Annotated in this window: 23 protein-coding genes; 1 reads left to right on the top strand and 22 read right to left on the bottom strand. The window is 35.9% G+C overall.

Annotation, left to right across the window (positions count from 1 at the left end; translation table 11 throughout):
* Window positions 1–321: 321 nt before the first annotated feature.
* The 16 genes from BMX24_RS05665 to BMX24_RS05590 all read right to left on the bottom strand — a co-directional run bounded on the left by BMX24_RS05665 (window position 322) and on the right by BMX24_RS05590 (window position 14,175).
* Window positions 322–606: a hypothetical protein gene (locus BMX24_RS05665; protein WP_089791078.1), complete on the bottom strand. Its 285-nt coding sequence runs from the start codon at window positions 604–606 to the stop codon at window positions 322–324.
* A 135-nt stretch (window positions 607–741) separates the two neighbouring features.
* Window positions 742–1,935 carry a class I SAM-dependent methyltransferase gene (locus tag BMX24_RS05660; RefSeq protein WP_089791077.1) on the bottom strand — a complete coding sequence of 398 codons (1,194 nt, stop codon included), beginning with the start codon at window positions 1,933–1,935 and terminating at the stop codon, window positions 742–744.
* Window positions 1,936–2,026: 91 nt separating this feature from the next.
* Window positions 2,027–2,467: a DinB family protein gene (locus BMX24_RS05655; RefSeq protein ID WP_089791076.1), complete on the bottom strand. Its 441-nt coding sequence runs from the start codon at window positions 2,465–2,467 to the stop codon at window positions 2,027–2,029.
* Complete coding sequence (locus BMX24_RS05650) at window positions 2,467–3,618, bottom strand: methylmalonyl-CoA mutase family protein (RefSeq protein WP_089791075.1); 1,152 nt, start codon at window positions 3,616–3,618, stop codon at window positions 2,467–2,469. The genes BMX24_RS05655 and BMX24_RS05650 overlap by 1 nt, the downstream gene beginning before the upstream one ends.
* Before the next feature lie 107 nt (window positions 3,619–3,725).
* On the bottom strand, window positions 3,726–4,082 hold the full coding sequence (locus BMX24_RS05645) for an FtsB family cell division protein (protein ID WP_089791074.1): 357 nt from the start codon (window positions 4,080–4,082) through the stop codon (window positions 3,726–3,728).
* A gap of 2 nt (window positions 4,083–4,084) precedes the next feature.
* Complete coding sequence (gene udk, locus BMX24_RS05640) at window positions 4,085–4,699, bottom strand: uridine kinase (RefSeq protein ID WP_089791073.1); 615 nt, start codon at window positions 4,697–4,699, stop codon at window positions 4,085–4,087.
* 128 nt (window positions 4,700–4,827) lie between these two features.
* Window positions 4,828–6,678: a T9SS type A sorting domain-containing protein gene (locus BMX24_RS05635; RefSeq protein WP_089791072.1), complete on the bottom strand. Its 1,851-nt coding sequence runs from the start codon at window positions 6,676–6,678 to the stop codon at window positions 4,828–4,830.
* A gap of 117 nt (window positions 6,679–6,795) precedes the next feature.
* Window positions 6,796–7,101: an ATP-dependent Clp protease adaptor ClpS gene (locus tag BMX24_RS05630; RefSeq protein WP_089791071.1), complete on the bottom strand. Its 306-nt coding sequence runs from the start codon at window positions 7,099–7,101 to the stop codon at window positions 6,796–6,798.
* Window positions 7,102–7,105: 4 nt separating this feature from the next.
* Window positions 7,106–8,464, bottom strand: a complete 1,359-nt coding sequence (locus tag BMX24_RS05625) for a hemolysin family protein (protein ID WP_089791070.1) — start codon at window positions 8,462–8,464, stop codon at window positions 7,106–7,108.
* 266 nt (window positions 8,465–8,730) lie between these two features.
* Entirely contained in the window at window positions 8,731–9,594 is an 864-nt protein-coding gene (gene atpG / locus BMX24_RS05620; protein ID WP_089791069.1) for an ATP synthase F1 subunit gamma, read from the bottom strand.
* A gap of 85 nt (window positions 9,595–9,679) precedes the next feature.
* Window positions 9,680–11,257: a F0F1 ATP synthase subunit alpha gene (atpA, locus tag BMX24_RS05615; RefSeq protein WP_089791068.1), complete on the bottom strand. Its 1,578-nt coding sequence runs from the start codon at window positions 11,255–11,257 to the stop codon at window positions 9,680–9,682.
* A gap of 18 nt (window positions 11,258–11,275) precedes the next feature.
* Window positions 11,276–11,815, bottom strand: a complete 540-nt coding sequence (gene atpH / locus BMX24_RS05610; RefSeq protein WP_089791067.1) for an ATP synthase F1 subunit delta — start codon at window positions 11,813–11,815, stop codon at window positions 11,276–11,278.
* 2 nt (window positions 11,816–11,817) lie between these two features.
* Entirely contained in the window at window positions 11,818–12,315 is a 498-nt protein-coding gene (locus BMX24_RS05605; protein ID WP_089791066.1) for a F0F1 ATP synthase subunit B, read from the bottom strand.
* Window positions 12,316–12,402: 87 nt separating this feature from the next.
* On the bottom strand, window positions 12,403–12,597 hold the full coding sequence (atpE, locus tag BMX24_RS05600) for an ATP synthase F0 subunit C (protein WP_002979108.1): 195 nt from the start codon (window positions 12,595–12,597) through the stop codon (window positions 12,403–12,405).
* Window positions 12,598–12,646: 49 nt separating this feature from the next.
* Complete coding sequence (gene atpB, locus BMX24_RS05595; protein ID WP_089791065.1) at window positions 12,647–13,744, bottom strand: F0F1 ATP synthase subunit A; 1,098 nt, start codon at window positions 13,742–13,744, stop codon at window positions 12,647–12,649.
* A 59-nt stretch (window positions 13,745–13,803) separates the two neighbouring features.
* On the bottom strand, window positions 13,804–14,175 hold the full coding sequence (locus BMX24_RS05590; RefSeq protein ID WP_139176745.1) for a hypothetical protein: 372 nt from the start codon (window positions 14,173–14,175) through the stop codon (window positions 13,804–13,806).
* 496 nt (window positions 14,176–14,671) lie between these two features.
* Here BMX24_RS05590 and ffh point away from each other — a divergent pair, with 496 nt between their 5' ends.
* Complete coding sequence (ffh, locus tag BMX24_RS05585; protein WP_089791063.1) at window positions 14,672–16,033, top strand: signal recognition particle protein; 1,362 nt, start codon at window positions 14,672–14,674, stop codon at window positions 16,031–16,033.
* Window positions 16,034–16,079: 46 nt separating this feature from the next.
* Here the strand turns inward: ffh and BMX24_RS05580 are convergent, their stop codons facing one another.
* The 6 genes from BMX24_RS05580 to BMX24_RS05555 form a co-directional block, all read right to left on the bottom strand.
* Window positions 16,080–16,733: a porin family protein gene (locus BMX24_RS05580; protein ID WP_089791062.1), complete on the bottom strand. Its 654-nt coding sequence runs from the start codon at window positions 16,731–16,733 to the stop codon at window positions 16,080–16,082.
* Between the two features lie 30 nt (window positions 16,734–16,763).
* On the bottom strand, window positions 16,764–17,393 hold the full coding sequence (locus BMX24_RS05575; protein ID WP_089791061.1) for an outer membrane protein: 630 nt from the start codon (window positions 17,391–17,393) through the stop codon (window positions 16,764–16,766).
* Window positions 17,394–17,432: 39 nt separating this feature from the next.
* The gene (locus BMX24_RS05570; protein WP_089791060.1) at window positions 17,433–18,101 is read right to left on the bottom strand and encodes an outer membrane beta-barrel protein; all 669 of its coding nucleotides are present in this window, start codon (window positions 18,099–18,101) and stop codon (window positions 17,433–17,435) included.
* A 72-nt stretch (window positions 18,102–18,173) separates the two neighbouring features.
* Window positions 18,174–18,830: an outer membrane protein gene (locus BMX24_RS05565; RefSeq protein WP_089791059.1), complete on the bottom strand. Its 657-nt coding sequence runs from the start codon at window positions 18,828–18,830 to the stop codon at window positions 18,174–18,176.
* A gap of 213 nt (window positions 18,831–19,043) precedes the next feature.
* Window positions 19,044–19,553 (bottom strand): hypothetical protein, encoded by a 510-nt coding sequence (locus BMX24_RS05560; RefSeq protein WP_089791058.1) that lies wholly within the window; start codon window positions 19,551–19,553, stop codon window positions 19,044–19,046.
* Between the two features lie 141 nt (window positions 19,554–19,694).
* Window positions 19,695–20,357, bottom strand: coding sequence for a porin family protein (locus BMX24_RS05555; protein ID WP_089791057.1), 663 nt, complete (start codon window positions 20,355–20,357; stop codon window positions 19,695–19,697).
* Window positions 20,358–20,368: the final 11 nt, after the last annotated feature.

Here is a 20,368-nt window from a genome sequence, read left to right as displayed (position 1 = left end):
TGAGATTTCTTTGTCCCTCCCTGAACTACGTTCACAATGACCAAAGTTTCTTTCTAATACTATAGTTGAGATCCTTTCAGGATGACAAACAGAGTGTTGAAATCGTAAGGTTTGTCAAGGCTTTGACTCTTGAAAGTAACGACTGCCACCTTAGCCCCGATTGCAGCATTTGTTTGAGCTCATTTTTTTTGTTTCGCTGCGGTCTCGTCTTCGACGAGACCGCAGCGAAACAAAAAAAATAGCGAGTGCGGAAAGCGGGATAAAGCTCCAAAAAAATGTCCCACATTTCTGCGGGACATTCTTTATATGGTGTACTGATAATTAGTGTTCAGCTTTAGGAGTCTGAGCTTCAGCAGGTTTTGCAGTTGCAGTTGCACTGTCCGTTTTTGGAGCTTCAGCCTCATGTTTTTCAGCAGTTGCTTTTTCTGTGTGTTCTGCAGCAGTTTCGTGACCATGCCCGTGAGCTTCACCACCACCTTGTACATCTTCAGAATATCTGTCTGCTCCTTCTTCAAGCTTTATAACATTCTTATTTCCGCCAGCCTGAATTTTTTTGCAGCTTACAGCAACAGTCGCAAGGGCTAAACATATAACTAATTTTTTCATATGTAAGATTTATTTTTTAAAGGTCATATGAATCGCATTATTTCAGCCAATTATAATTATTTACCGGCAAGCGATTTCATGCTCAATTTTTTGATTGCCCAAAATTAAGGATTCCTATTTTTTTCGGCAACATTTTTATACTGATTTTAATATTATTTTTCCTTTTTTGGATTGTGTAAAAATAAGGTAGCTTTCTCCGCCATCTTTCAGGCTGTATTTCTTTTTGATTTCTTCAGGTTTTAAAGGATAATTTTTTGAAATAATATTAAACTGACTTTTATTTTTAATATGTTTAGCATCAATAACTTCCATCTCTAAAATTCTACCCGGAAAATCATCAAGTTTTTCTTCCGAGGTGTAAAGATGGGTATTCGGATGAAGCTTTTTTAATGAAAATTTTTCTGAAATTAAATTAAAAACTCCCGCTTTCAAAATGGAATGATTGGGAATATATATAAATTTTTCAGGTTCAGAATATGCAGCCACTGCTTTTTCTTCTTCTCCGAATGTAAATGTAAATATTGATTCACCACTTTCAAGATTCAGACAATTGCAGATAATTTCTCCTGAATTTTCATTGGAAAGAAAGACAACAACTTCTTTTACATCGTTTTTTAAGGCGATAATATCAATCCTGAAAACGTTCGGTAAGACGGAAATGAGGTATTTTAAATCGATTAAAGGAGACAATTTTATCACCACTTCATTGGAAATTGACAACAATTTTTCCTGAATTTCAATAATATTGGGCGACAAGTCTTCCAAAAGAAAAACTTTGTTTTTATGATCGTCTCTTCGCGCCGGATCGAGATAAACCACATCAAATTTTTCCTGATTTTCTTCTAAAAAATCTTCCAGTTTTTGATTGATGAATGTTGCTTTTTTGCCTAAAATATTCCAGTTATGCTCGACAATTTCCAACAGTTCCAGGTTTTGCTCGACAAGCGTAATTTCTTCAAAATTTTGAGATAAATAATAGGCATCTATTCCGAAACCGCTGGTGAGATCAATGAATTTCTTTCCTTTTACAATTCCGGATTTATAAAGCGCTGTTTTCTCAGATGAAGATTGTTCTAAGTTCAATTGTGGCGGGAAAATAATTTCATCTTTTAATAAAAATGGAAATTTTTTCTGCGCAACTTGTTTTCCTTTGATCTGCTGAACGATTTCCTGCATGGAAACCTCAGGAAATGGAGATTTTTTTAACAGCAAAGAATGCAAGTCTGTGTTTAGATTTGCATTGATGTATTTTTGAATTTCTTTGTTTAATATTGTTTTATGTCCCACAGATTTTTTTCTTGTGTGGGATGCTTCGACGGGGCTCAGCATGACATCGCTACAAATATACTGTTAAAAAAACGGCTAGTATTAGAGTTGTCATGCTGAGCTTCGTCGAAGCATCACATTATTTATTAGAAATTTACCTTTTATAAAAAATATAATCCGTCAAAATCGGCTCAATTCCGTTTTGCTTCAGTAATGAATTGATCTGCCCTCTGTGATAGGTTGAATGATTCACCGCATGAAAAAGCATCTCAAAAATGCTGTTCTCAAACTTGGTTCCTCTTGAATTTTGATAGTTGATTCTCTGGTCTAGATCGGAATTTCCAACAATCTGAACACTTGTTTTAAAGTTCTGATCATTAATACCTTCCAGGCTTTCAAAAGGATTGATTTGCCAAACCTCAAAAGTCTTTTCACCCAAAATCCTTGCATTCCAGATTTGCTGGGCATTTAACGTATGATTGATTAAACTCATCGTTTTTTCATCAACCTTTTCAAGATTTTCAGAAATAATTTTTATCATTTCTTTGTTGAAATGGTAGGTGTATTCGAATAAATCAACCAGCTTTTCTTTCATTATTCAAACATTTCAGCCCAACGAACAGTTTTTATTTCTTTTTCATTATATAATTCCTCCGCAGACTTTTTAACGTCTAATTTTGGATATAAATTCACTCCGATCAGCTTAATTTTACCTTCTTCCACCCATTTTTGCTCTTCAATTGCGTGATCGTAGATTTTCTTTTGGACGATTCCCTGTTTTAACAGTTCGAGATATCCTCCCGCTTCTTCAATTTCAATGAATAAATTCCATGATTTTTCAGCAATCTGCTGGGTGATATCTTCCACATAATAGCTGCCGTTTGAAGCATCTTCAAAGACATTAATGATACTTTCGTACGCCAAAACGATCTGTTGCTTGAAAGAGATTTCTTCTGAATTTTCCGTACTTCTGTCAACCAGATAATTATTACTGAAAACGGCATCAGCACCACCAATCATCGCAGAAGCAAGCTCCAGAGTTGAGCGGATCAGGTTATTTTCACTATCAGAAATAGCCTTATTTCTTAACGAAGTTTCCGCAAAAATATATGGAATTTCGTCTAAATTATATTCTTTGGAAAGTTGGTTGAAAACCATTTTAAAAGCTCTCAGTTTCGCCATTTCAAAGAAATAATTTCCTCCGACAGCAATTCTGAAAATCAATTTATTTAAAATTTCAGAGCCATAAACTTCTACCAGTTCTTTCGTTTTTGCCAATGCAATTCCCAATTGCTGATAGATCGCAGCTCCCGCATTCTGATGAAGTGAAATATCTATACAAATGTTTCTTCTGAACTCTTTTGCCAGTAATTCTTTAACCAACTGATCATTAATCATGGCTTCTTTTTCATCAAAAACATCAATTAGCGAAAAATATTGATCTTCTTCTTTCGGACTGATGTGTCCTGCCAAGTCAACATTATCTATAAAAATAGTTTTCTGCTCAAGATTTTCAACATTATGATCCAGAATAAACGCGAATACATCCTCTTCCAGGCTTTCATGATATCTTGCTACCAAATGGGTACTTTCTTCGATTTTCGGCAGATTTACCAATGGTCTTTTCACCGCGTCATAGAAAGGTTTTACATCTATTCCTTCTAAATTTTCTCTGGTGAGAACCGAATCAATATCTTCTGTTTTAAGTTGTTTTTTTACTAAATTTTCCCAGGCTGTATTTGACATTGAGTATAGATTATTGGTGAATGATGAATGGTCAATCTGCTTTGCTTGTCAATTTTTAACAATTCACTTGCGAAGCAAAACTCACAATTGACAATTCACTTTTTTAATTATTTTTTCGCAACGTTTGTACTATCTACGACCAGAATAAAAATCTCTTCATTCGGTTTTTTCATGAAATAGTTTTCTCTTGCATATTTTTCTTTTTCAGATTTATTATTCATCAATTTTTTATAAAACGCGTCGTTTTTTTCGTATTCTGTTTTATAATATTGAAGTTGGTCTTCGTATTTGTTGATTTCACCATTCAGTTCATTAATTACCAAAAACGAAGTTTTATCAAAGAAAATCATCCAAACCAGAAACATACAGATGGTAATGGTATATTTATTCAACAGATATTTCTGAATAAGTTTGAAGGTCTCAGACTTTGGCTGAATGTCTTTAATAAGTTTATTTTCTTTCATTTTTAATGTTTTCTCAACGAGTTTTTAATAACGGTAGTTAAAAAATCAATCGCTACGGAATTCTGCCTCATATTCGGGATAATAAGATCCGCTTCATTTTTTGAAGGCTCAATAAATTCCTGATGCATTGGCTTTAAAGTCGTCTGATAACGGTGCAATACTTCCCCCAGATCTCTTCCCCTTTCCTGAGTATCTCTTCGGATCCTCCTGATGAGTCTTTCGTCTGAATCTGCATGTACAAACACTTTTAAATCAAACTCCTTTAACAATTCTTTGTTGGTAAGAACGAGAATTCCTTCTACCACCAATACATTTTTAGGTTCTACAGTTACATGATCTCCGGTTCTGGAATGGGTCACAAAGCTATAAATCGGCTGCTCGATAGGCTCATGATTCTTTAAAGCTTTTACGTGCTGTATCAATAAATCAAAATCGATGGATTTGGGATGATCGTAGTTCAGGGCTTCTCTCTCCGTCAATGTAAGATTATGATTATCATGATAATAATTATCCTGTGAAAGGATATTCATTCCTTCAATATCAAGCTGCTGAAGTATCTTGTCAACAACCGTAGTTTTGCCGGATCCTGTACCTCCTGCAATTCCTATTACAAGCATTCTTTTTTTGTTTCTTTATAGTTTTTACAAATATACTATTTTATTTAAAAGCTGGAAGAGGGATGCGGGATGATGAACGTATTTCATTGAAATAAAAAATCCGATGCTTTTGACACCGGATTTTATTTTTATTTTTTAATGAATTTCGTTGATAATTCTAAGCCTTTTATTTTTACAATATAATCTCCGACCTGCAGATGAGAAACATTAATTGCATTTCTTCCGTTACCAATCGTTGTTTCCAATACTCTTCTTCCTTCCATATTGAAGATTTCTACTTTTTCTTCTTTGCTTATTTTCATGGAAATATTTAGCACATCAGAAACCGGATTCGGATAGATGGCAATTATTTCTTTTTTAGAAACATCATCTACACTCAACTGACAGTTATAAGCCGGTAATACATAGCCTGTAGCCGTAAATTCTGTTGTAATATCCGTAATATCGCTACACGTAAACCCGAAAGTTCCCAACATATCGATGGCAGCCTGTCTTACGGCAATTGCTGCGTTTTGCTGGTTGGTGCTTGAGCCCGTCATGCTTAATCCTTCAAGAAATACTCTGTCGGTTTTTTCTTTTCCGATTTTGTTGTAAATTCTCATTAATGCAGATGCCCAAATCTGTCCGTCTGTGTGAATGGCTCCCGTTAATCCTGAAGGATAAGCTGCGGCATAATTTGTTACTCTTCCCGCCCAGAACGGGTTGTGACCGTCCCAACTGAACATCCAATGATAAGCAGCATCTGTAGATTGCCACTGGTTTAAGCTTCTGCTGTAAGATTGTGCCCAGTAATCTCCTGAACCTTCTCCTAAGCCTTGTACCTGTGAGCCATTTCCACCGGTAATCCAATCATGAACGCCGTGTCCTAATTCGTGCAATACAACATCTGCATCTTCTGCATCATCCACTCCGCCTTCACCGAAAACCAAAACCTGAATATTCGGATCATAGTGGGAGTTATCTGCGCCATTTTCTCCGTGAGGGTCAAATGCCAGAATTCCGCCATTCACACTGGGAACGCAAGGAATTCCTAAAGTAAGATTGATATAACGAAGATTGTTATCAAGATGCCAGTAAGCATTAGCAGCCTCAAATCCGTCATTATTTCTGTTAAATAAGAATTGATTGCTTGCCTGGGTAAATAGTCCTTTATTTGGGGCTTCAAGCTCTTTGATCTCGACATATGTACCTTTTAGTTTATACACTCCTGCCGTTAATTCCAATTCTGGAATGGTCACTAAAGTTCTTGCTCCATCTAAACTTGCATTAGTCGCATCGCTTCCATCTACATACTGGCCGCCGTAGGCTACATGCATTTTGGAAAGTGGATCGGGATCAAAAATATATGCAGATCCGGTTACCAAAACATTCTTTTTAGCTTCCTTTTTCTTTTTATTCTTTTTTTCCTTTTCAGAATCTTTATCTTTATGATGTAAGGAAATGTCTTTAACACTGATGATATCGCCCGTTTGTGCATCGACAATCGTTTCCCAGCTTCCCGGATTTTCGTAAGAATTGGTTAAGACACGATGAACCAATTTGGTATCGCCCTGTTCTGTAACATACACATATAATTTACTTTCTTCATACGTAATATCTCCTTTTGAATGAGATGCTGTATGGGCTTTTTTAATGGCTTCCGAAGCCTGAAAAGTAGGAACCGTATTGATATCCTGTACATTTTTCCTTAAACTTTCTGTAGAAGTGTAGGTAATTTTTCCTTCTTTGTTAAAATGAACAACAATTTCAGACTGAAAAACCGGTACGTTTTTAATCATCTGCTGAAAACGCAGCGTTTCCCCTGTGTTTCCTTTTCTTACGTAATTTAATTTAAGCTGACTGAAATTTTGTACTCCTAAGCTTCTGGAGTTTTCTGTAATCCACCTTCTTGCGGGTGCTTCTAAAGATGATTCCTGACCCATCAATGCCGAACATGACAATACACAGCCAAGAATTAACGAATTAATTTTAATTTTCATATAAATGTTTTGAGTTAATAAAGCAATTTAATAAATATTCCTGAAATATTAACTTTTATTAAAAAAAACTTAAAACATTTAAAAATAAAAAGCTCCAACAAATGTCGGAGCTTTTCATTATACTATTTCGCTTGTTAATTCTCTTGAAAGCAGTTTTTCATGCATGGGTTTCAACACATCCATTGATCCTGTTTTTACCGTGCATTTGCCTTTAAAATGGACGAGAATCGTGCACTGTTCGGCCTGCTCCAATGTGTGTTTGCAAATCTCGATCAGACAGTCAATGACGTAGTCGAAGGTATGAACATCGTCATTATGCAAAACCAACTTATAGATTTCATCAGTATCATCCAAAACCAGAACTTCTTCTTCGTACTGGCGTTTTGGATCTTCATAATCTTTTATACTGTTATAAAAATTCATTGTATTAAACTTCTCCTATTCTTTCTGCAAGATCATTTACGATATTTGGTTCTTCGTAAACCAATTCCACGAGTTCTACACTCTTATTATTCATTTTCAAAATTTTGAAATGATAATTTTCAAGGTCAAATTCCTGGTTTTCTTCCGGGATATCTTCTAATGCATGAAGGATAAATCCGGCTAATGTATTGTATTCGCTTTCTTCGGGAAGAGGCAGCTTTTTAGGTAAAAATTCGTTGATTTCGTCCAAAGGCTGTGTTGCCTGCACCCAATAGGTATTGTCGCCGATTTTATCTACGATCTTATCTTCATCATCTTCCTCATCCTGGATTTCACCTACCAATTCCTCTAAAATATCTTCAAGGGTAATGATACCTTCCGTACCTCCGAATTCGTCGATTACAATGGCCAAATGCTGCTTTTTCTGTTGGAAAATTTTCAACAAATCTGAGATTTTCTTACTTCCCACCACGAAAAAGGCATCACGCATCAGCTCTTTCAGATCTTCGTGATTCAGTTCTCCTTTTCTTTTTACAAATTCTCTTATGATTTCTTTTGTATAAAGAACACCAATCACATTATCAATAGAATCTACATACACAGGAATACGGGAATATCCGCTGTCCATAATTTTATTGATAATTTCGTTGAGATCTTCTTCAAAATCAATTGATGTAATATTCTGACGGGGAACCATGATCTGTTTTGCCGAATGATCTGTAAAATCAAAGGCATTTTTAATGATCTCATAGTTTTCTTCTTCAATTTCCCCACTGTCTGCACTTTGTTTCACCAAAAGCTGTAATTCTTCCGTAGAGTGAATCTCGTGCTCAGAAGCAGGGTGTATTTTTACCAATCTCAGGAAAGTATTCGACATCAGATTCATTAACCAAATGAATGGTTTAAAAACAGTATAGAAAACCCTCAGTGGAATTGCAGTAGCCATCGTGGTAGCTTCTGATTTTCTGATCGCGATTGATTTTGGAATAAGCTCACCAAAAACAATATGCATAACGGTAATTAATACAAAACTTATGATTACTGAGACTGAAGTGACAGTCGCTTCGCTCATACTGAAACCTAAATAATTGAAAATATTTTCAATAACGTGATGCAATGCACTTTCTCCGACCCAACCTAATGCAAGGGAAGCCAAAGTAATCCCCAACTGTGTTGCCGATAAATACTCATCAAGATGCTTGATAATGTGCTCCGCCTGTTTTGCCATAGAATTTCCTTCTGCAGCTTTTAACTGGATCTGTGAGTAACGAACCTTAACTATTGAAAATTCTGCGGCTACGAAAAAGCCATTAAGTAAAACAAGTAATAAGGCCAACAAGAGCCTGACTATGTCCGAGTCCATTTAGAGATTATATAAATTTATTGATACAAAGATATATAAAATAAAAATAACCTGAATTGATGAAAAAGATATTTCCTTAAGAATGGAGGCTGGAAGATGGAAGATGGAGGTACTGCAGCGGGAATTTATATTTAAAATTAATTTTAATTTAATCTAAAAATCAACAGACGAATAGGAACTTCTGACTCCCAACATCAAGCCTCCAGCCAAATAAAACAAAAAAGCACCGATAAATCGATGCTTTTGTTTGTATGTTAAAATAATTCTTACGAATTTTTCAAAGCTTCAGCTCCGGAAACGATTTCTAGGATTTCGTTTGTAATGGCAGCCTGTCTTGCTTTGTTGTAGAAGATTACCAAATCATTCTTCAAAGCCTGAGCGTTGTCTGTTGCCTTGTGCATAGCAGTCATTCTCGCTCCGTGCTCAGATGCTACAGAATCCAGGACAGCTTTGAAAACCTGAGTTTTGATAGACTTAGGAATCAAATTATCTAAGATTTCTGTTCTGTTTGGTTCAAAAATATAATCTGTCTCTATCTGAGGTTCTGTAGTTTCAGGCATAGAAATCGGAAGCAATTGTTCCGTTGTCACTTCCTGAGTAGCAGCATTAACGAATTTATTATAAATTAAATAAACTTCATCAAATTTCCCTTCTCTAAAGCTTGTCATTACCGCTTCAGAAACATTAGCCACTGTATCGAAGTTCAGATTATCATAAACCGCGCTTTCATTAGAATATACCGTACGAGTTTTTCTTACAGCATCGAAAGCTTTTTTACCAATAGAAAGAACTTCAACCTCGTATTGAGATTTATTCTGAAACTGTGCATTAAGCTCTTTAACGATAGATGAATTGAAAGCTCCCGCAAGACCTCTGTTTGAAGTAATAGCGATAAAAAGCACTCTCTTTACCTCTCTTTTTTGAGCGTAAACAGAAATTTGATCAGGATCCGAGCTGGAATTTACATTCTGGATAAGCTCCTGTAATTTCTCAGAATAAGGTCTTAACATTACGATTGCATCCTGTGCTTTTTTAAGTTTCGCTGCCGAAACCATTTTCATAGCACGTGTAATTTGCATCGTAGATGAAATTGAAGTAATTCTGCCTCGTATTTCTTTTAAGTTTGCCATATTTGGTTAGTTGTTGGTTGTCGGTTGTTGGTTGCTAGTTTTAGAAAATTCTGTCAACTATCAACCAAAAACCATCAACTAATTTTTAGTTATATTTAGAAGCTAAATCATTAGCAGCCTGCTTAAGAACACCTGTGATTGAATCATCGATTTTCCCAGCTTTGATAGCAGCCATTGTATCAGGATGCTTAGATCTTAGGAACTCGATATATTCGATTTGGAATTCTTTTACTTTTCTGATAGGAACGTTTCTTAGTAAGTTCTCAGTTCCAGCGTAGATCATAGCAACTTGGCTATCTACAGGAAGTGGAGAGTTTACCGGCTGCTTAAGGATCTCAACGTTTCTTTCCCCTTTAGAGATAACTGCTAAAGTAGAAGCATCAAGGTCTGAACCGAATTTAGCAAACGCTTCTAATTCTTTATATTGAGCCTGGTCTAATTTAAGCGTACCAGAAACTTTTTTCATTGATTTGATCTGAGCGTTACCTCCTACTCTCGATACAGAGATACCCACGTTGATCGCAGGACGTACCCCTGAGTTGAATAGATCAGACTCCAAGAAGATCTGTCCGTCTGTAATAGAGATTACGTTCGTTGGGATATACGCAGAAACGTCACCCGCCTGAGTTTCGATGATTGGAAGTGCCGTTAATGAACCACCACCTTTCACGATTGGTCTTAAAGACTCAGGTAAATCATTCATTTGGCTTGCAATTTTGTCATCAGCGATTACTTTTGCTGCTCTTTCCAACAATCTTGAGTGAAGATAGAAAACGTCTCCAGGATAAGCCTCACGTCCCGGTGGTCTTCTCAATAGTAGAGAAAGCTCACGGTAAGCTACCGCTTGTTTTGATAAATCATCATAAACGATCAAAGCTGGTCTACCAGTGTCTCTGAAGAACTCACCGATAGAAGCACCTGCCATTGCAGAATATACCTGCATTGGAACCGGATCTGATGCGTTAGCCGCAACGATTACCGTATAAGCTAAAGCTCCTTTATCAGAAAGCGTTTTCACGATTTGTGCTACAGTAGACGCTTTTTGTCCGATAGCAACATATATACAATATACAGGCTTCCCTGCATCATAGAATTCTTTTTGGTTGATGATCGTATCGATCGCAACAGTAGTTTTACCTGTCTGTCTGTCACCGATGATAAGCTCTCTCTGCCCTCTTCCTACAGGGATCATAGAGTCGATTGCAACGATACCTGTCTGTAAAGGCTCAGTTACCGGCTGTCTGAAGATAACTCCAGGAGCCTTTCTTTCCAATGGCATTTCGTATAAATCCCCAGTAATAGGACCTTTACCATCGATAGGGTTACCAAGAGTATCTACTACTCTTCCCAACATGCCTTCTCCTACTTTGATAGAAGAGATTCTGTTTGTTCTTCTTACTGTATCACCTTCTTTTACTAATTTACTTTCACCAAGTAGAGCAACACCTACGTTGTCTTCTTCAAGGTTTAGTACAATACCTTCTACATCACTAGAAAATTTCACCAACTCTCCGTATTGTACGTTTTCTAACCCGTATACACGAGCAATACCATCACCGATGGTTAAAACTGTACCTACTTCCTCAACGTTTGATTGAGTATCGAAGTTGGCCAATTGCTGTTTTAAGATCGCAGATACTTCTGCCGGATTTATTTCTGCCATTGTATGGTTGTTTTTTTCTTAATTTAATTGAAAATCTTTTTTAATTTGATTAAGCTTAGACTTCACAGAAGCATCTACTAACTGGTCTCCTACTCTTAATATATAACCTCCAAGGATTTTCGGGTTTACATTTAGTTTCAAATCAAAATTCGAATCAGCTTTTACCAAGTTGGTAGATCTTAAGATCTGATTGATATTCTCTTTTGAAATCTCAGTCGCTGTCGTAAGAGTAATTCTCTGTACGCCATTGATATCCTCAACTTTATTGATGAATTCCTGAGCGATATTTTTCAGTTGATTTTCTCTTCCCTGTCTGATTACCAAAGTGATCATATTTTGAGAAGAAACCGATAAACTTTTGAAAATCTCCTTTGCTACTTCTATTTTCTTTTTAGAATCGATGTATGGTGTGTGGAAGAATTTGTTTAAATCCTGAGATTCATTCATAATCTTCACTACATCTTTCATTTCTGAAAATACAGTAGCCGTTTGCCCTGATTCGTTTGTAAAATCAAGTAAACCTTGTGCGTATCTTTTAGCTACTTTAGATGTAAGCATTATTAGTTAAGGTTAGATTTGTTTAAATAATTTTGAACTAATTCGTTTTGAGCTTCGCTGTTGTCTAATTTTTGTTTCAAGATAGACTCTGCGATGTTCACTGATAAAGTACCGATCTGAGTTTTGATATCTGCCATTGCAGCGTTTTTCTCAGCGTTGATAGTTTGTTTAGCAGCTTCGATCAATTTGTCTCCTTCAGCTTTAGCAGCATCTTTAGCCTCACCTACGATTCTATCTTTAATCTCTCTGGCTTCTTTAAGGATAGCATCTCTTTCGATTTTAGCTTCACGAATGATTCTTTCGTTATCCTCTTTTAAAGTTTCCATTTCTTTTCTTGCTAGTGTAGCTTGATTAAGAGCATCAACGATAGAAGTTTCTCTGTCATTGATAGACTTTAAAATAGGTTTCCAAGCGAATTTACCTAACAAAAATAACAATGCTAGAAAAATAACAGATTGGATAATAAATAATCCTGATGAAAACTGATGAATTAATTCCATTATATTAATGTATAAATAATTATTACTTTTTTTCTTAAATAACCACTATCTGTAACCAACCGTTACGGATAGTGGCTTTAGTTTTAATTAGTTTACTGCGAATAGAGCAGCAAACGCAACACCTTCTACAAGTGCAGCTGCGATAAGCATAGCTGTTTGGATTTTTCCAGATTGTTCAGGTTGTCTAGCGATAGCTTCAAGAGCAGCAGCTCCGATTTTACCAAGACCGATACCTACACCTAGTACTACGATACCAGCACCTACAATTTTAGGGATTTCCATAATATATAATTTTAAAAAATTTGTTTCTTTTTATTATTTTAATTTTCAATTAGTGAGCAGCGTGGTGTTCGTGCTCGTGCTCCTGCACCGCCATTCCGATGAACAAAGCTGATAACATCGTAAAGATATAAGCCTGTAAGAATGCTACCAATACTTCCAAAAGATAGATTACCAATGTAAGGAACGGGAATGCAACACCTGCTACAAAGTTCTTGAATACATAGATCAATCCGATCAAACTCATTACCACGATGTGTCCTGCAGTCATGTTTGCAAAAAGTCGGATCATCAATGCGAAAGGCTTTGTGATTGTTCCTAACAATTCGATTGGCAACATGATGATTTTCATGGGTACAGGTACTCCCGGCATCCAGAAGATGTGTTTCCAATAATCTTTATTTGCAGAAAATGTAGTAATTAAATAAGTAAGGATCGCCAATAAGAATGTCATGGTAATATTACCGGTAACATTGATTCCGAAAGGCATTAATCCTAATACGTTCAAAAATAAGATGAAGAAAAATACAGTCAGTAAATATCCGATGAATCTCTTATATTTATGTCCGATATTCGGGATAGCAATTTCGTCTCTTACGAAAATTACCAATGGTTCTAAAAATCTTGCTGCTCCTGTAGGAACCTGAGACTTTTTGTAAGATCTTGCCATTCCTGTGAACAATACCAACATGAAGATCGAAACCATGATAATGATAAGTACACTCTTCGTAATGGATAAGTCTAAAACTTTTTCAGCTTTCGGGTGACCTTCTTCATCAATTTCCAGAGTCCCGTTTGCGTCTGTTTTATAAATTTTTTCGTGGTGTAGTTTGTAGAAATTTCCGTCTACCTCAGTTGGCTCTCCGTGCATGAATCCTTCTTTGTTGCTCATGAAAGCGTGGATCCCATTGTCATAAAAAATAACAGGAAGAGGAAAACCGATATGGTGACCTTCTTTGTCTACCATCAATGTAAAGTCGTGAGCGTCCAACAAGTGATGGGCGATGAACTCTTTGTTTTCTTTACTTACTTTGTCTTTTTCCGAAAGCTCTGTAGCTGGAGCCGCCTCAGCAGTAGCCTCACCGTGCTGTGCAGACACTAAGTTTAATACAAAAATACTGTAGAATAAAACTGCGAATTTCTTAAACATTGATAGGTTTTTTTCGTTGTGCAAAAATATAATAATTTTTCTAGTTTCAATAAATAATTTTACTGTTTTTTGTCATGATTAATTAGCTTAATCGCATAGTACGTAAGGAGCGTCGTCAGGACAAAATAGGGTATGATAAAATGAAATTTATACCCCGGAATCACTTCAAAGTTTAATTTTTTCCGAATCAGATACATTAAAGCGAATTTTAATAAGATCAACCCGATCACAGACAGTCCTAAAAATTCCGGTACCACTTTGTTGATTAAAACAATCAGGGTAATCATCAGCATAAACATCACACTCAGGAATAAATAAAATTTCACGATTACAATCTCATCCAGATGAAAAACAAATTTCCACAAAGAGAAATGAATCAGGAAAGTCAAAAAGAATAATACCGTTACCAGAATATTGGGATTAGCTTTCATTTCAAATTTGTTTTTACCTAACATTTATTAGGTCAGTTTTAATTTATCGCAAAAATAGACTTTTTCTATCGGATTATGGTATGATTTGATTTTTATCATACAACCTGTTTATATTTTAATACCATGAAATATTCTGTAGATTCTTCGACTCCGCTGAGGATGACAGGTTGCTAATATTAACAGTTTACTTATACACAATAATTTGCCAGTGTCTTCCTGAACGAAGTTGAAGGATTTTTTAAGATAAACTATTTTTTATATGGAGTGAAGAGTCCTTCGACTGCTTCGCGCTCAGGATGACAGGTTGCTAATACTAATTGTTTATTATTATATATGTAAATTTTTATGATGTCATTCCGAGCGCAAAACAGTCGAAGGATTTATATTTAACCTTAAACTTTGTGTTTGAAAATATTGTATATATAATATTACGTGTCGAAGTCTTTAGATATGCTAAAAATTCCTTATTTTTGCAGACCTATAATTTAGAATACATATGTTTAATAGTTTACAGGATAAATTAGACAAAGCGCTTCATAATATTTCCGGAAGAGGAAAAATTACGGAAATCAATGTTGCGGAAACCGTAAAAGAGATTCGTAGAGCATTGGTAGACGCCGATGTTAATTATAAAGTTGCCAAAGATCTTACGAAAAGAGTTCAGGATAAAGCGCTGGGACAAAACGTTCTTACTTCGCTTACTCCGGGACAGCTGATGACAAAGATTGTTCATGATGAATTGGTAGATCTAATGGGAGGTTCTCAGGAAGGAATCAACCTTTCAGGGAAGCCGTCTGTAATCCTTATTGCAGGTCTTCAGGGTTCCGGTAAGACGACTTTCTCCGGAAAATTGGCTAATTATTTAAAAACAAAAAGAAATAAAAAACCTCTTTTGGTAGCTTGTGACGTTTACCGTCCGGCTGCGATCGACCAGCTGAAAGTTTTGGGAGGTCAGATTGGGGTTCCTGTTTTCACGGAGGAAGGTTCTACAAACCCTTCTACTATTGCTGAAAACGCGATCAATTTTGCTAAATCTAATGGTCATGATATCGTAATTGTCGATACCGCAGGTCGTTTGGCAATTGATGAGCAGATGATGAACGAAATCAAAACAGTTCATTCTACTATTAAACCAAACGAAACATTATTCGTTGTGGATTCCATGACGGGTCAGGATGCTGTGAACACGGCAAAAGCCTTCAATGATACTTTGAATTTTGACGGAGTTGTTTTAACAAAATTAGACGGTGATACACGTGGTGGAGCTGCGTTGACGATTCGTTCGGTTGTAGAAAAGCCTATCAAATTCATCTCTACAGGTGAGAAAATGGAAGCTTTGGATCTTTTCTACCCGGAAAGGATGGCAGACAGAATCCTGGGAATGGGAGACGTTGTTTCGTTAGTAGAAAGAGCTCAGGAGCAGTTTGATGAAGAGGAAGCGAAAAAACTTCACAAGAAAATCGCTAAAAATGAGTTTGGTTTTGATGATTTCTTAAAACAAATTAATCAGATCAAGAAAATGGGTAATATGAAGGATTTGATGGGGATGATTCCGGGAGTTGGAAAGGCGATCAAGGATGTGGAAATCAGCGATGATGCCTTTAAACATATCGAAGCGATCATCTATTCTATGACTCCTGAAGAAAGAAGAAGACCTTCTATTATTAATACTCAGAGAAAAAACAGAATTGCAAAAGGTGCCGGAAGAAAAATTGAAGATGTAAACCAATTGATGAAGCAGTTTGACCAAATGGGTAAAATGATGAAGATGATGCAGGGACCTCAGGGAAAACAAATGATGCAGATGATGAGCAAAATGCCGAATATGCCTGGAATGGGTGGTATGTTTGGAAAATAAAAACAGATAAAAAATAAAACTCTCAGAAAATTCTGAGAGTTTTTTATTATTTGAATTTGTATCCTATTCCTATCTGGAAGAAATTCATCTTCATTTTTTCGTCGGCAACAGGATCTTTAATCATGTTAGATAATCCGAAGCTATAACGTGCATCTACAAAAAGTCCCTTGTATACGTTATAATCCGCACCTAAAAATAATCCGAACTCAGCAGACTTCAAACCATTATCAAATGATTCTTCCAGGAAGTTTTCCGCTTCATTCAGCAATTGCGGATCTGCCATACCTCCAGATACATCAATGTTCACTTTAGTACCTGTTTTAATGCTTACAAAAGGCCCTGCATATACTGCAAGATCAGGTGTTGCATAATATCTTGCAGATACAGGAATTACAATTCTGTTTAAATTGAAATTCTCCGTAACTGTGATACCTGACATTGAAACTTCAGCTTTACCTCCAAGATTGGCGTATTGAACTTCTCCCTGTACAGCAAATTTATTATTAAATTTATGCTCAACCAAAGCGCCTACATAAAAGCCTGCCTTTGATTTCAGCCCTCCGTTTACTCCTTCGAAGGCGTCAAGATCTTCATTGGATGTTAATTTAGATAATGCAAATCCGCCTTTCAATCCAAAAGTTGTCTGTGCATTAGCTACTGTAAATAATGCTAAAGCCGATGCGAATAAAATTTTTTTCATGATGTTAGTTTAATTTGTTTGATCGTCTAATTATTTATCAGATTTCTGAGCTTTACCTTTGATGAAATAAGAGAAACCAACATTTACACCGAAAGTTTTTACGTTTGTTTTAACGTCAGTGTTCATAATCGTTTCTTTGTTTGAGAACTGATCATAAGAAACTCCCAAGTTGATCCCTAAAGATTGAGTCGCCATATAAGTTACTCCACCTTTTACTTTCCAAGCAAGACCGTCAGTAGTTGTTTCATCAGAAATTCCCATAAAATCTGCTTCACCTTTGTTTTTAGCAGAAGCGTACCCTATTCCTGCACCTAAGAAAGGAACCAATTTGCTTGAATTAGTGAAATAATAAGTTGCAGTCGGCATTACAGAAAAGCTAGTTGTAGTAGATTTTAAACCTTCATACTTTGTAGTAGCTGTTAAAAAACCTAAGTCGATTCCTACAGCTAATTTGTCAATTACAAAATATCCAACAGACGGCGTTACAGAAAATGTGCTTACTTTAGGACCGTCTACAGACTGACCATTAGCTTTAATTGTAGTCGTTACATTGTTGAAACCAGCACCAGTGTTTCCGCTGATTACCCAGTCACCTTTAGTCATCTGTGCGTTTGAAAGTCCGAAAAGTGCTACTGCACCAGCTAGTAATAGTTTTTTCATTTTATTTAATTTTTAAAAATTAGTTTATATTTAAATTGATTATTTAGCAAAAACATACTTTACTCCGAAAGAGATTGATGATAAGTTGAGACCGAAATTATAGTTTTTAAGGTCTGTATCTGTCTCGTTTTTATACTTGAAATTTTGGTATCCGAATTCTCCTATTGTTGCTTCGATAGACCAGTTTTTATTTAAGAAATAATCCAGTCCCGGTTTTACATTCACCCCGATTGAAGTATATTTTCTTTCAACGGAAAATGTCTGTTGAGCTATAAATCCGGACATGCCGTCGATGTATGTCACCGAAGCATCCTGATTTATTTTCCCGAATTCCATTGGGATTTCCAACTGTCCGAAGAAATATAATTTATCCGATAAAGTCCAGTATTTTCTTATGAAAGGAGCAACCACAATGGCATCTGTTTTTCCTGTAGACTCGAATGAACTAGTGAAAAAGCCGTCAGAATAAATATCGTGGTATTCTGTCTTTTTGTTTGTATACCCTAAACCTGTTCCTACAGCTAAATTTGGAGCTATAAATATACCCGCCGTCGGAATTATTTTAAAATTTTTCTCGGTAAAGTCTCTGTTTTTATCTTCTTCCTGAGTATAATTCACCTGTCCGGAAATGTAAACCGTTCCTTTTTTAATCTGAGCATTAGAAAGTCCGAAAAGTGTAATTGCACCGGCTAGTAATAGTTTTTTCATGCTATAGTTTTTATTATGCGAAAAAAGCCCTAAGAAAACTTAGGACTTTATTTTTAATGCTTTTAGCTTAAATTATTTAGCGAAAACATACTTAACACCGAAAGTAACTGAAGATAAGTTCAATCCGAAGTTATAGTTGTTTGTAGCTTCACCATCTTTTGGTTTGTAGTTGTTGTAACCAAACTCACCGATAGTAGCTTCGATAGACCAGTTTTTGTTTAGGAAATAATCTAAACCTGGTTTTACAGTAACACCAACCTGAGTATATTTAGCCTCAGAAGAAGTTGTAGTTGTAGTAGTTGAAGAACCTGCTGTAGTTACAGAAGTGTTATCGATTTCAGTTTTTCCAAACTGCATTGGCACTGCCAATTGTCCGAAGATGTATAATTTATCAGACAAATTCCAATATTTTCTTACGAAAGGAGCAACAACGAAAGCTGGTTCCTTCACCTCGTTAGTACTTACGATAGTAGCACCTGGCAATTGTGTAGTTGCAATGTTTGTTTCTTTCTGAGTCTGGTAACCTACTCCTAAACCTACTGCTAAGTTAGTTCCTACGAAATATCCGAATGTTGGGATTACGTTGAAGTTTTCTGTTTTATTGTTACCGCTGTTAGTTTCTTCTTGAGAATACCCTACAGATCCTGATAAATAAGCTGTTCCTTTAGCGATTTGAGCATTAGATAAACCGAAAAGTGCAATAGCACCAGCTAATAATACTTTTTTCATTTTTTCAAAAATTTTAATACTTTCTGAGGGCAAATTTACAGTGGTATCTGCTAAAATTAAAATTTGTTAATGTGATTAATATCATTGATAAATATTAGCAATTTTCGAAAATAAAGCGTACTAAATAAAGCATTTTGCTTTTTTCACAAAATTTTGAATAAAAAAACTCCAATTCTGCAATTGGAGTGAAAATTATTTGATTTTTCTAATTTTTTATTTCAGGAAAAAATTGACCCCGAAGTTCACGGCACCGAAGTTATGTCTTCCGTTATCATACCAATACGGGCCATGATCCTTATATTTGCTGCTGATCGTCTGGAAGCCCAGATACAATTCTATATTTTTCATCTGATAGCCTACTCTCGGCGCAACATACAAACCACTGTTGATGTAATCTCTTGTAGAAATAGCAGCTCCAAGATCCAATCCTACAAAAAGAGGAACCTTAGAAAATGTATATTTTCCGGAAGCAGCGATAGGAACAAATCCAAAATCATCTACATTGTCTTTTCCAAAAAAATGAGAATATCCAGTAGTAGCACCAATGTCCAATCCTTTAGTAATATGCCACATATAAGCAGCATCGATACCTATTGTAACACTTGCTGCATCAGAAGCATCTCCTAGCGGTGCACCAACATGACCACCCAATCTGAAGCCTTCCTGAGCCTGTGCCATACCTCCTAAAAGTGCAAAAGCACCTAGTAATAATAGTTTTTTCATTTTAATAATTTTAAATTTTCTGAAACAAAATTACTAATTATTTTCTTTGTTAATGTAAAATTAACTTATGACATTCTTCACCCAAAACAAAAAGCGGAACAAAATTTTGTCCCGCCTGTTATTTTTAATTCCGGTAAAATCTTAGTTACCTCCGAATTTGAATCCTACGCCTATTTGAGCAAAGCTGTTGGTAATTTTTCCACCGCTTCCGTCATTAGAAAGGTTTGATACCCCTAGATTGTATCTTCCATCGATGAAGAATCCGTTCTCAAACATATATTCCACGCCTACGAATGGAGCAAGGTTTAAAGATTTTACATCGTCTTTGATGTCATGCTCTCCTTCACCACCATCGATTTCTATATCAATAGGAAGGTTGGTTCCGATTACAGTTTTTTGTTTTGCAGTAAGAATGATTCCGAAGTTCATCCCAGCAGACACAGAAAATCCTTCAGTAATAAAGTATTTTGCAGAAACAGGAATGGATAAAGTACCGAAAGTTACTTTCGTCTGCTCACCTACGTAAACATCTCCTTCACTTTCCTCGATTCTTTCTTTTCCTCCAAGCGGCGAATATAAAACTTCCCCCTGAATACCAAACTTATCACTGATTTTGTATTCTGCCATACCTCCTACATAGAACGTATATTTAGGATCCATTTTTCTTTCGTAAAGATCATCTTGCTTATCATCAACCTTAATTGTTGACATCGCGAAACCTACTTTAGGTCCAAATCTAAATTCCTGAGCATTTATGCTCATTCCCATTACAGCGACCGCTGCAAGAAGTAAAATTTTCTTCATGATTAATAGTT

Source organism: Chryseobacterium wanjuense (assembly GCF_900111495.1).
Taxonomy (GTDB): domain Bacteria; phylum Bacteroidota; class Bacteroidia; order Flavobacteriales; family Weeksellaceae; genus Chryseobacterium; species Chryseobacterium wanjuense.
Note: the sequence above shows the minus strand (reverse complement) of the source record. Positions and strands in the feature narration are given on the sequence as shown.

Excerpts from the sequence above, each read along its gene's own strand:
- BMX24_RS05665 (WP_089791078.1), bottom strand. The coding sequence starts at position 606 with ATGAAAAAATTAGTTATATGTTTAGCCCTTGCGACTGTTGCTGTAAGC.
- BMX24_RS05660 (WP_089791077.1), bottom strand. The coding sequence starts at position 1,935 with ATGCTGAGCCCCGTCGAAGCATCCCACACAAGAAAAAAATCTGTGGGA.
- BMX24_RS05655 (WP_089791076.1), bottom strand. The coding sequence starts at position 2,467 with ATGAAAGAAAAGCTGGTTGATTTATTCGAATACACCTACCATTTCAAC.
- BMX24_RS05650 (WP_089791075.1), bottom strand. The coding sequence starts at position 3,618 with ATGTCAAATACAGCCTGGGAAAATTTAGTAAAAAAACAACTTAAAACA.
- BMX24_RS05645 (WP_089791074.1), bottom strand. The coding sequence starts at position 4,082 with ATGAAAGAAAATAAACTTATTAAAGACATTCAGCCAAAGTCTGAGACC.
- udk (WP_089791073.1), bottom strand. The coding sequence starts at position 4,699 with ATGCTTGTAATAGGAATTGCAGGAGGTACAGGATCCGGCAAAACTACG.
- BMX24_RS05635 (WP_089791072.1), bottom strand. The coding sequence starts at position 6,678 with ATGAAAATTAAAATTAATTCGTTAATTCTTGGCTGTGTATTGTCATGT.
- BMX24_RS05630 (WP_089791071.1), bottom strand. The coding sequence starts at position 7,101 with ATGAATTTTTATAACAGTATAAAAGATTATGAAGATCCAAAACGCCAG.
- BMX24_RS05625 (WP_089791070.1), bottom strand. The coding sequence starts at position 8,464 with ATGGACTCGGACATAGTCAGGCTCTTGTTGGCCTTATTACTTGTTTTA.
- atpG (WP_089791069.1), bottom strand. The coding sequence starts at position 9,594 with ATGGCAAACTTAAAAGAAATACGAGGCAGAATTACTTCAATTTCATCT.
- atpA (WP_089791068.1), bottom strand. The coding sequence starts at position 11,257 with ATGGCAGAAATAAATCCGGCAGAAGTATCTGCGATCTTAAAACAGCAA.
- atpH (WP_089791067.1), bottom strand. The coding sequence starts at position 11,815 with ATGCTTACATCTAAAGTAGCTAAAAGATACGCACAAGGTTTACTTGAT.
- BMX24_RS05605 (WP_089791066.1), bottom strand. The coding sequence starts at position 12,315 with ATGGAATTAATTCATCAGTTTTCATCAGGATTATTTATTATCCAATCT.
- atpE (WP_002979108.1), bottom strand. The coding sequence starts at position 12,597 with ATGGAAATCCCTAAAATTGTAGGTGCTGGTATCGTAGTACTAGGTGTA.
- atpB (WP_089791065.1), bottom strand. The coding sequence starts at position 13,744 with ATGTTTAAGAAATTCGCAGTTTTATTCTACAGTATTTTTGTATTAAAC.
- BMX24_RS05590 (WP_139176745.1), bottom strand. The coding sequence starts at position 14,175 with ATGAAAGCTAATCCCAATATTCTGGTAACGGTATTATTCTTTTTGACT.
- ffh (WP_089791063.1), top strand. The coding sequence starts at position 14,672 with ATGTTTAATAGTTTACAGGATAAATTAGACAAAGCGCTTCATAATATT.
- BMX24_RS05580 (WP_089791062.1), bottom strand. The coding sequence starts at position 16,733 with ATGAAAAAAATTTTATTCGCATCGGCTTTAGCATTATTTACAGTAGCT.
- BMX24_RS05575 (WP_089791061.1), bottom strand. The coding sequence starts at position 17,393 with ATGAAAAAACTATTACTAGCTGGTGCAGTAGCACTTTTCGGACTTTCA.
- BMX24_RS05570 (WP_089791060.1), bottom strand. The coding sequence starts at position 18,101 with ATGAAAAAACTATTACTAGCCGGTGCAATTACACTTTTCGGACTTTCT.
- BMX24_RS05565 (WP_089791059.1), bottom strand. The coding sequence starts at position 18,830 with ATGAAAAAAGTATTATTAGCTGGTGCTATTGCACTTTTCGGTTTATCT.
- BMX24_RS05560 (WP_089791058.1), bottom strand. The coding sequence starts at position 19,553 with ATGAAAAAACTATTATTACTAGGTGCTTTTGCACTTTTAGGAGGTATG.
- BMX24_RS05555 (WP_089791057.1), bottom strand. The coding sequence starts at position 20,357 with ATGAAGAAAATTTTACTTCTTGCAGCGGTCGCTGTAATGGGAATGAGC.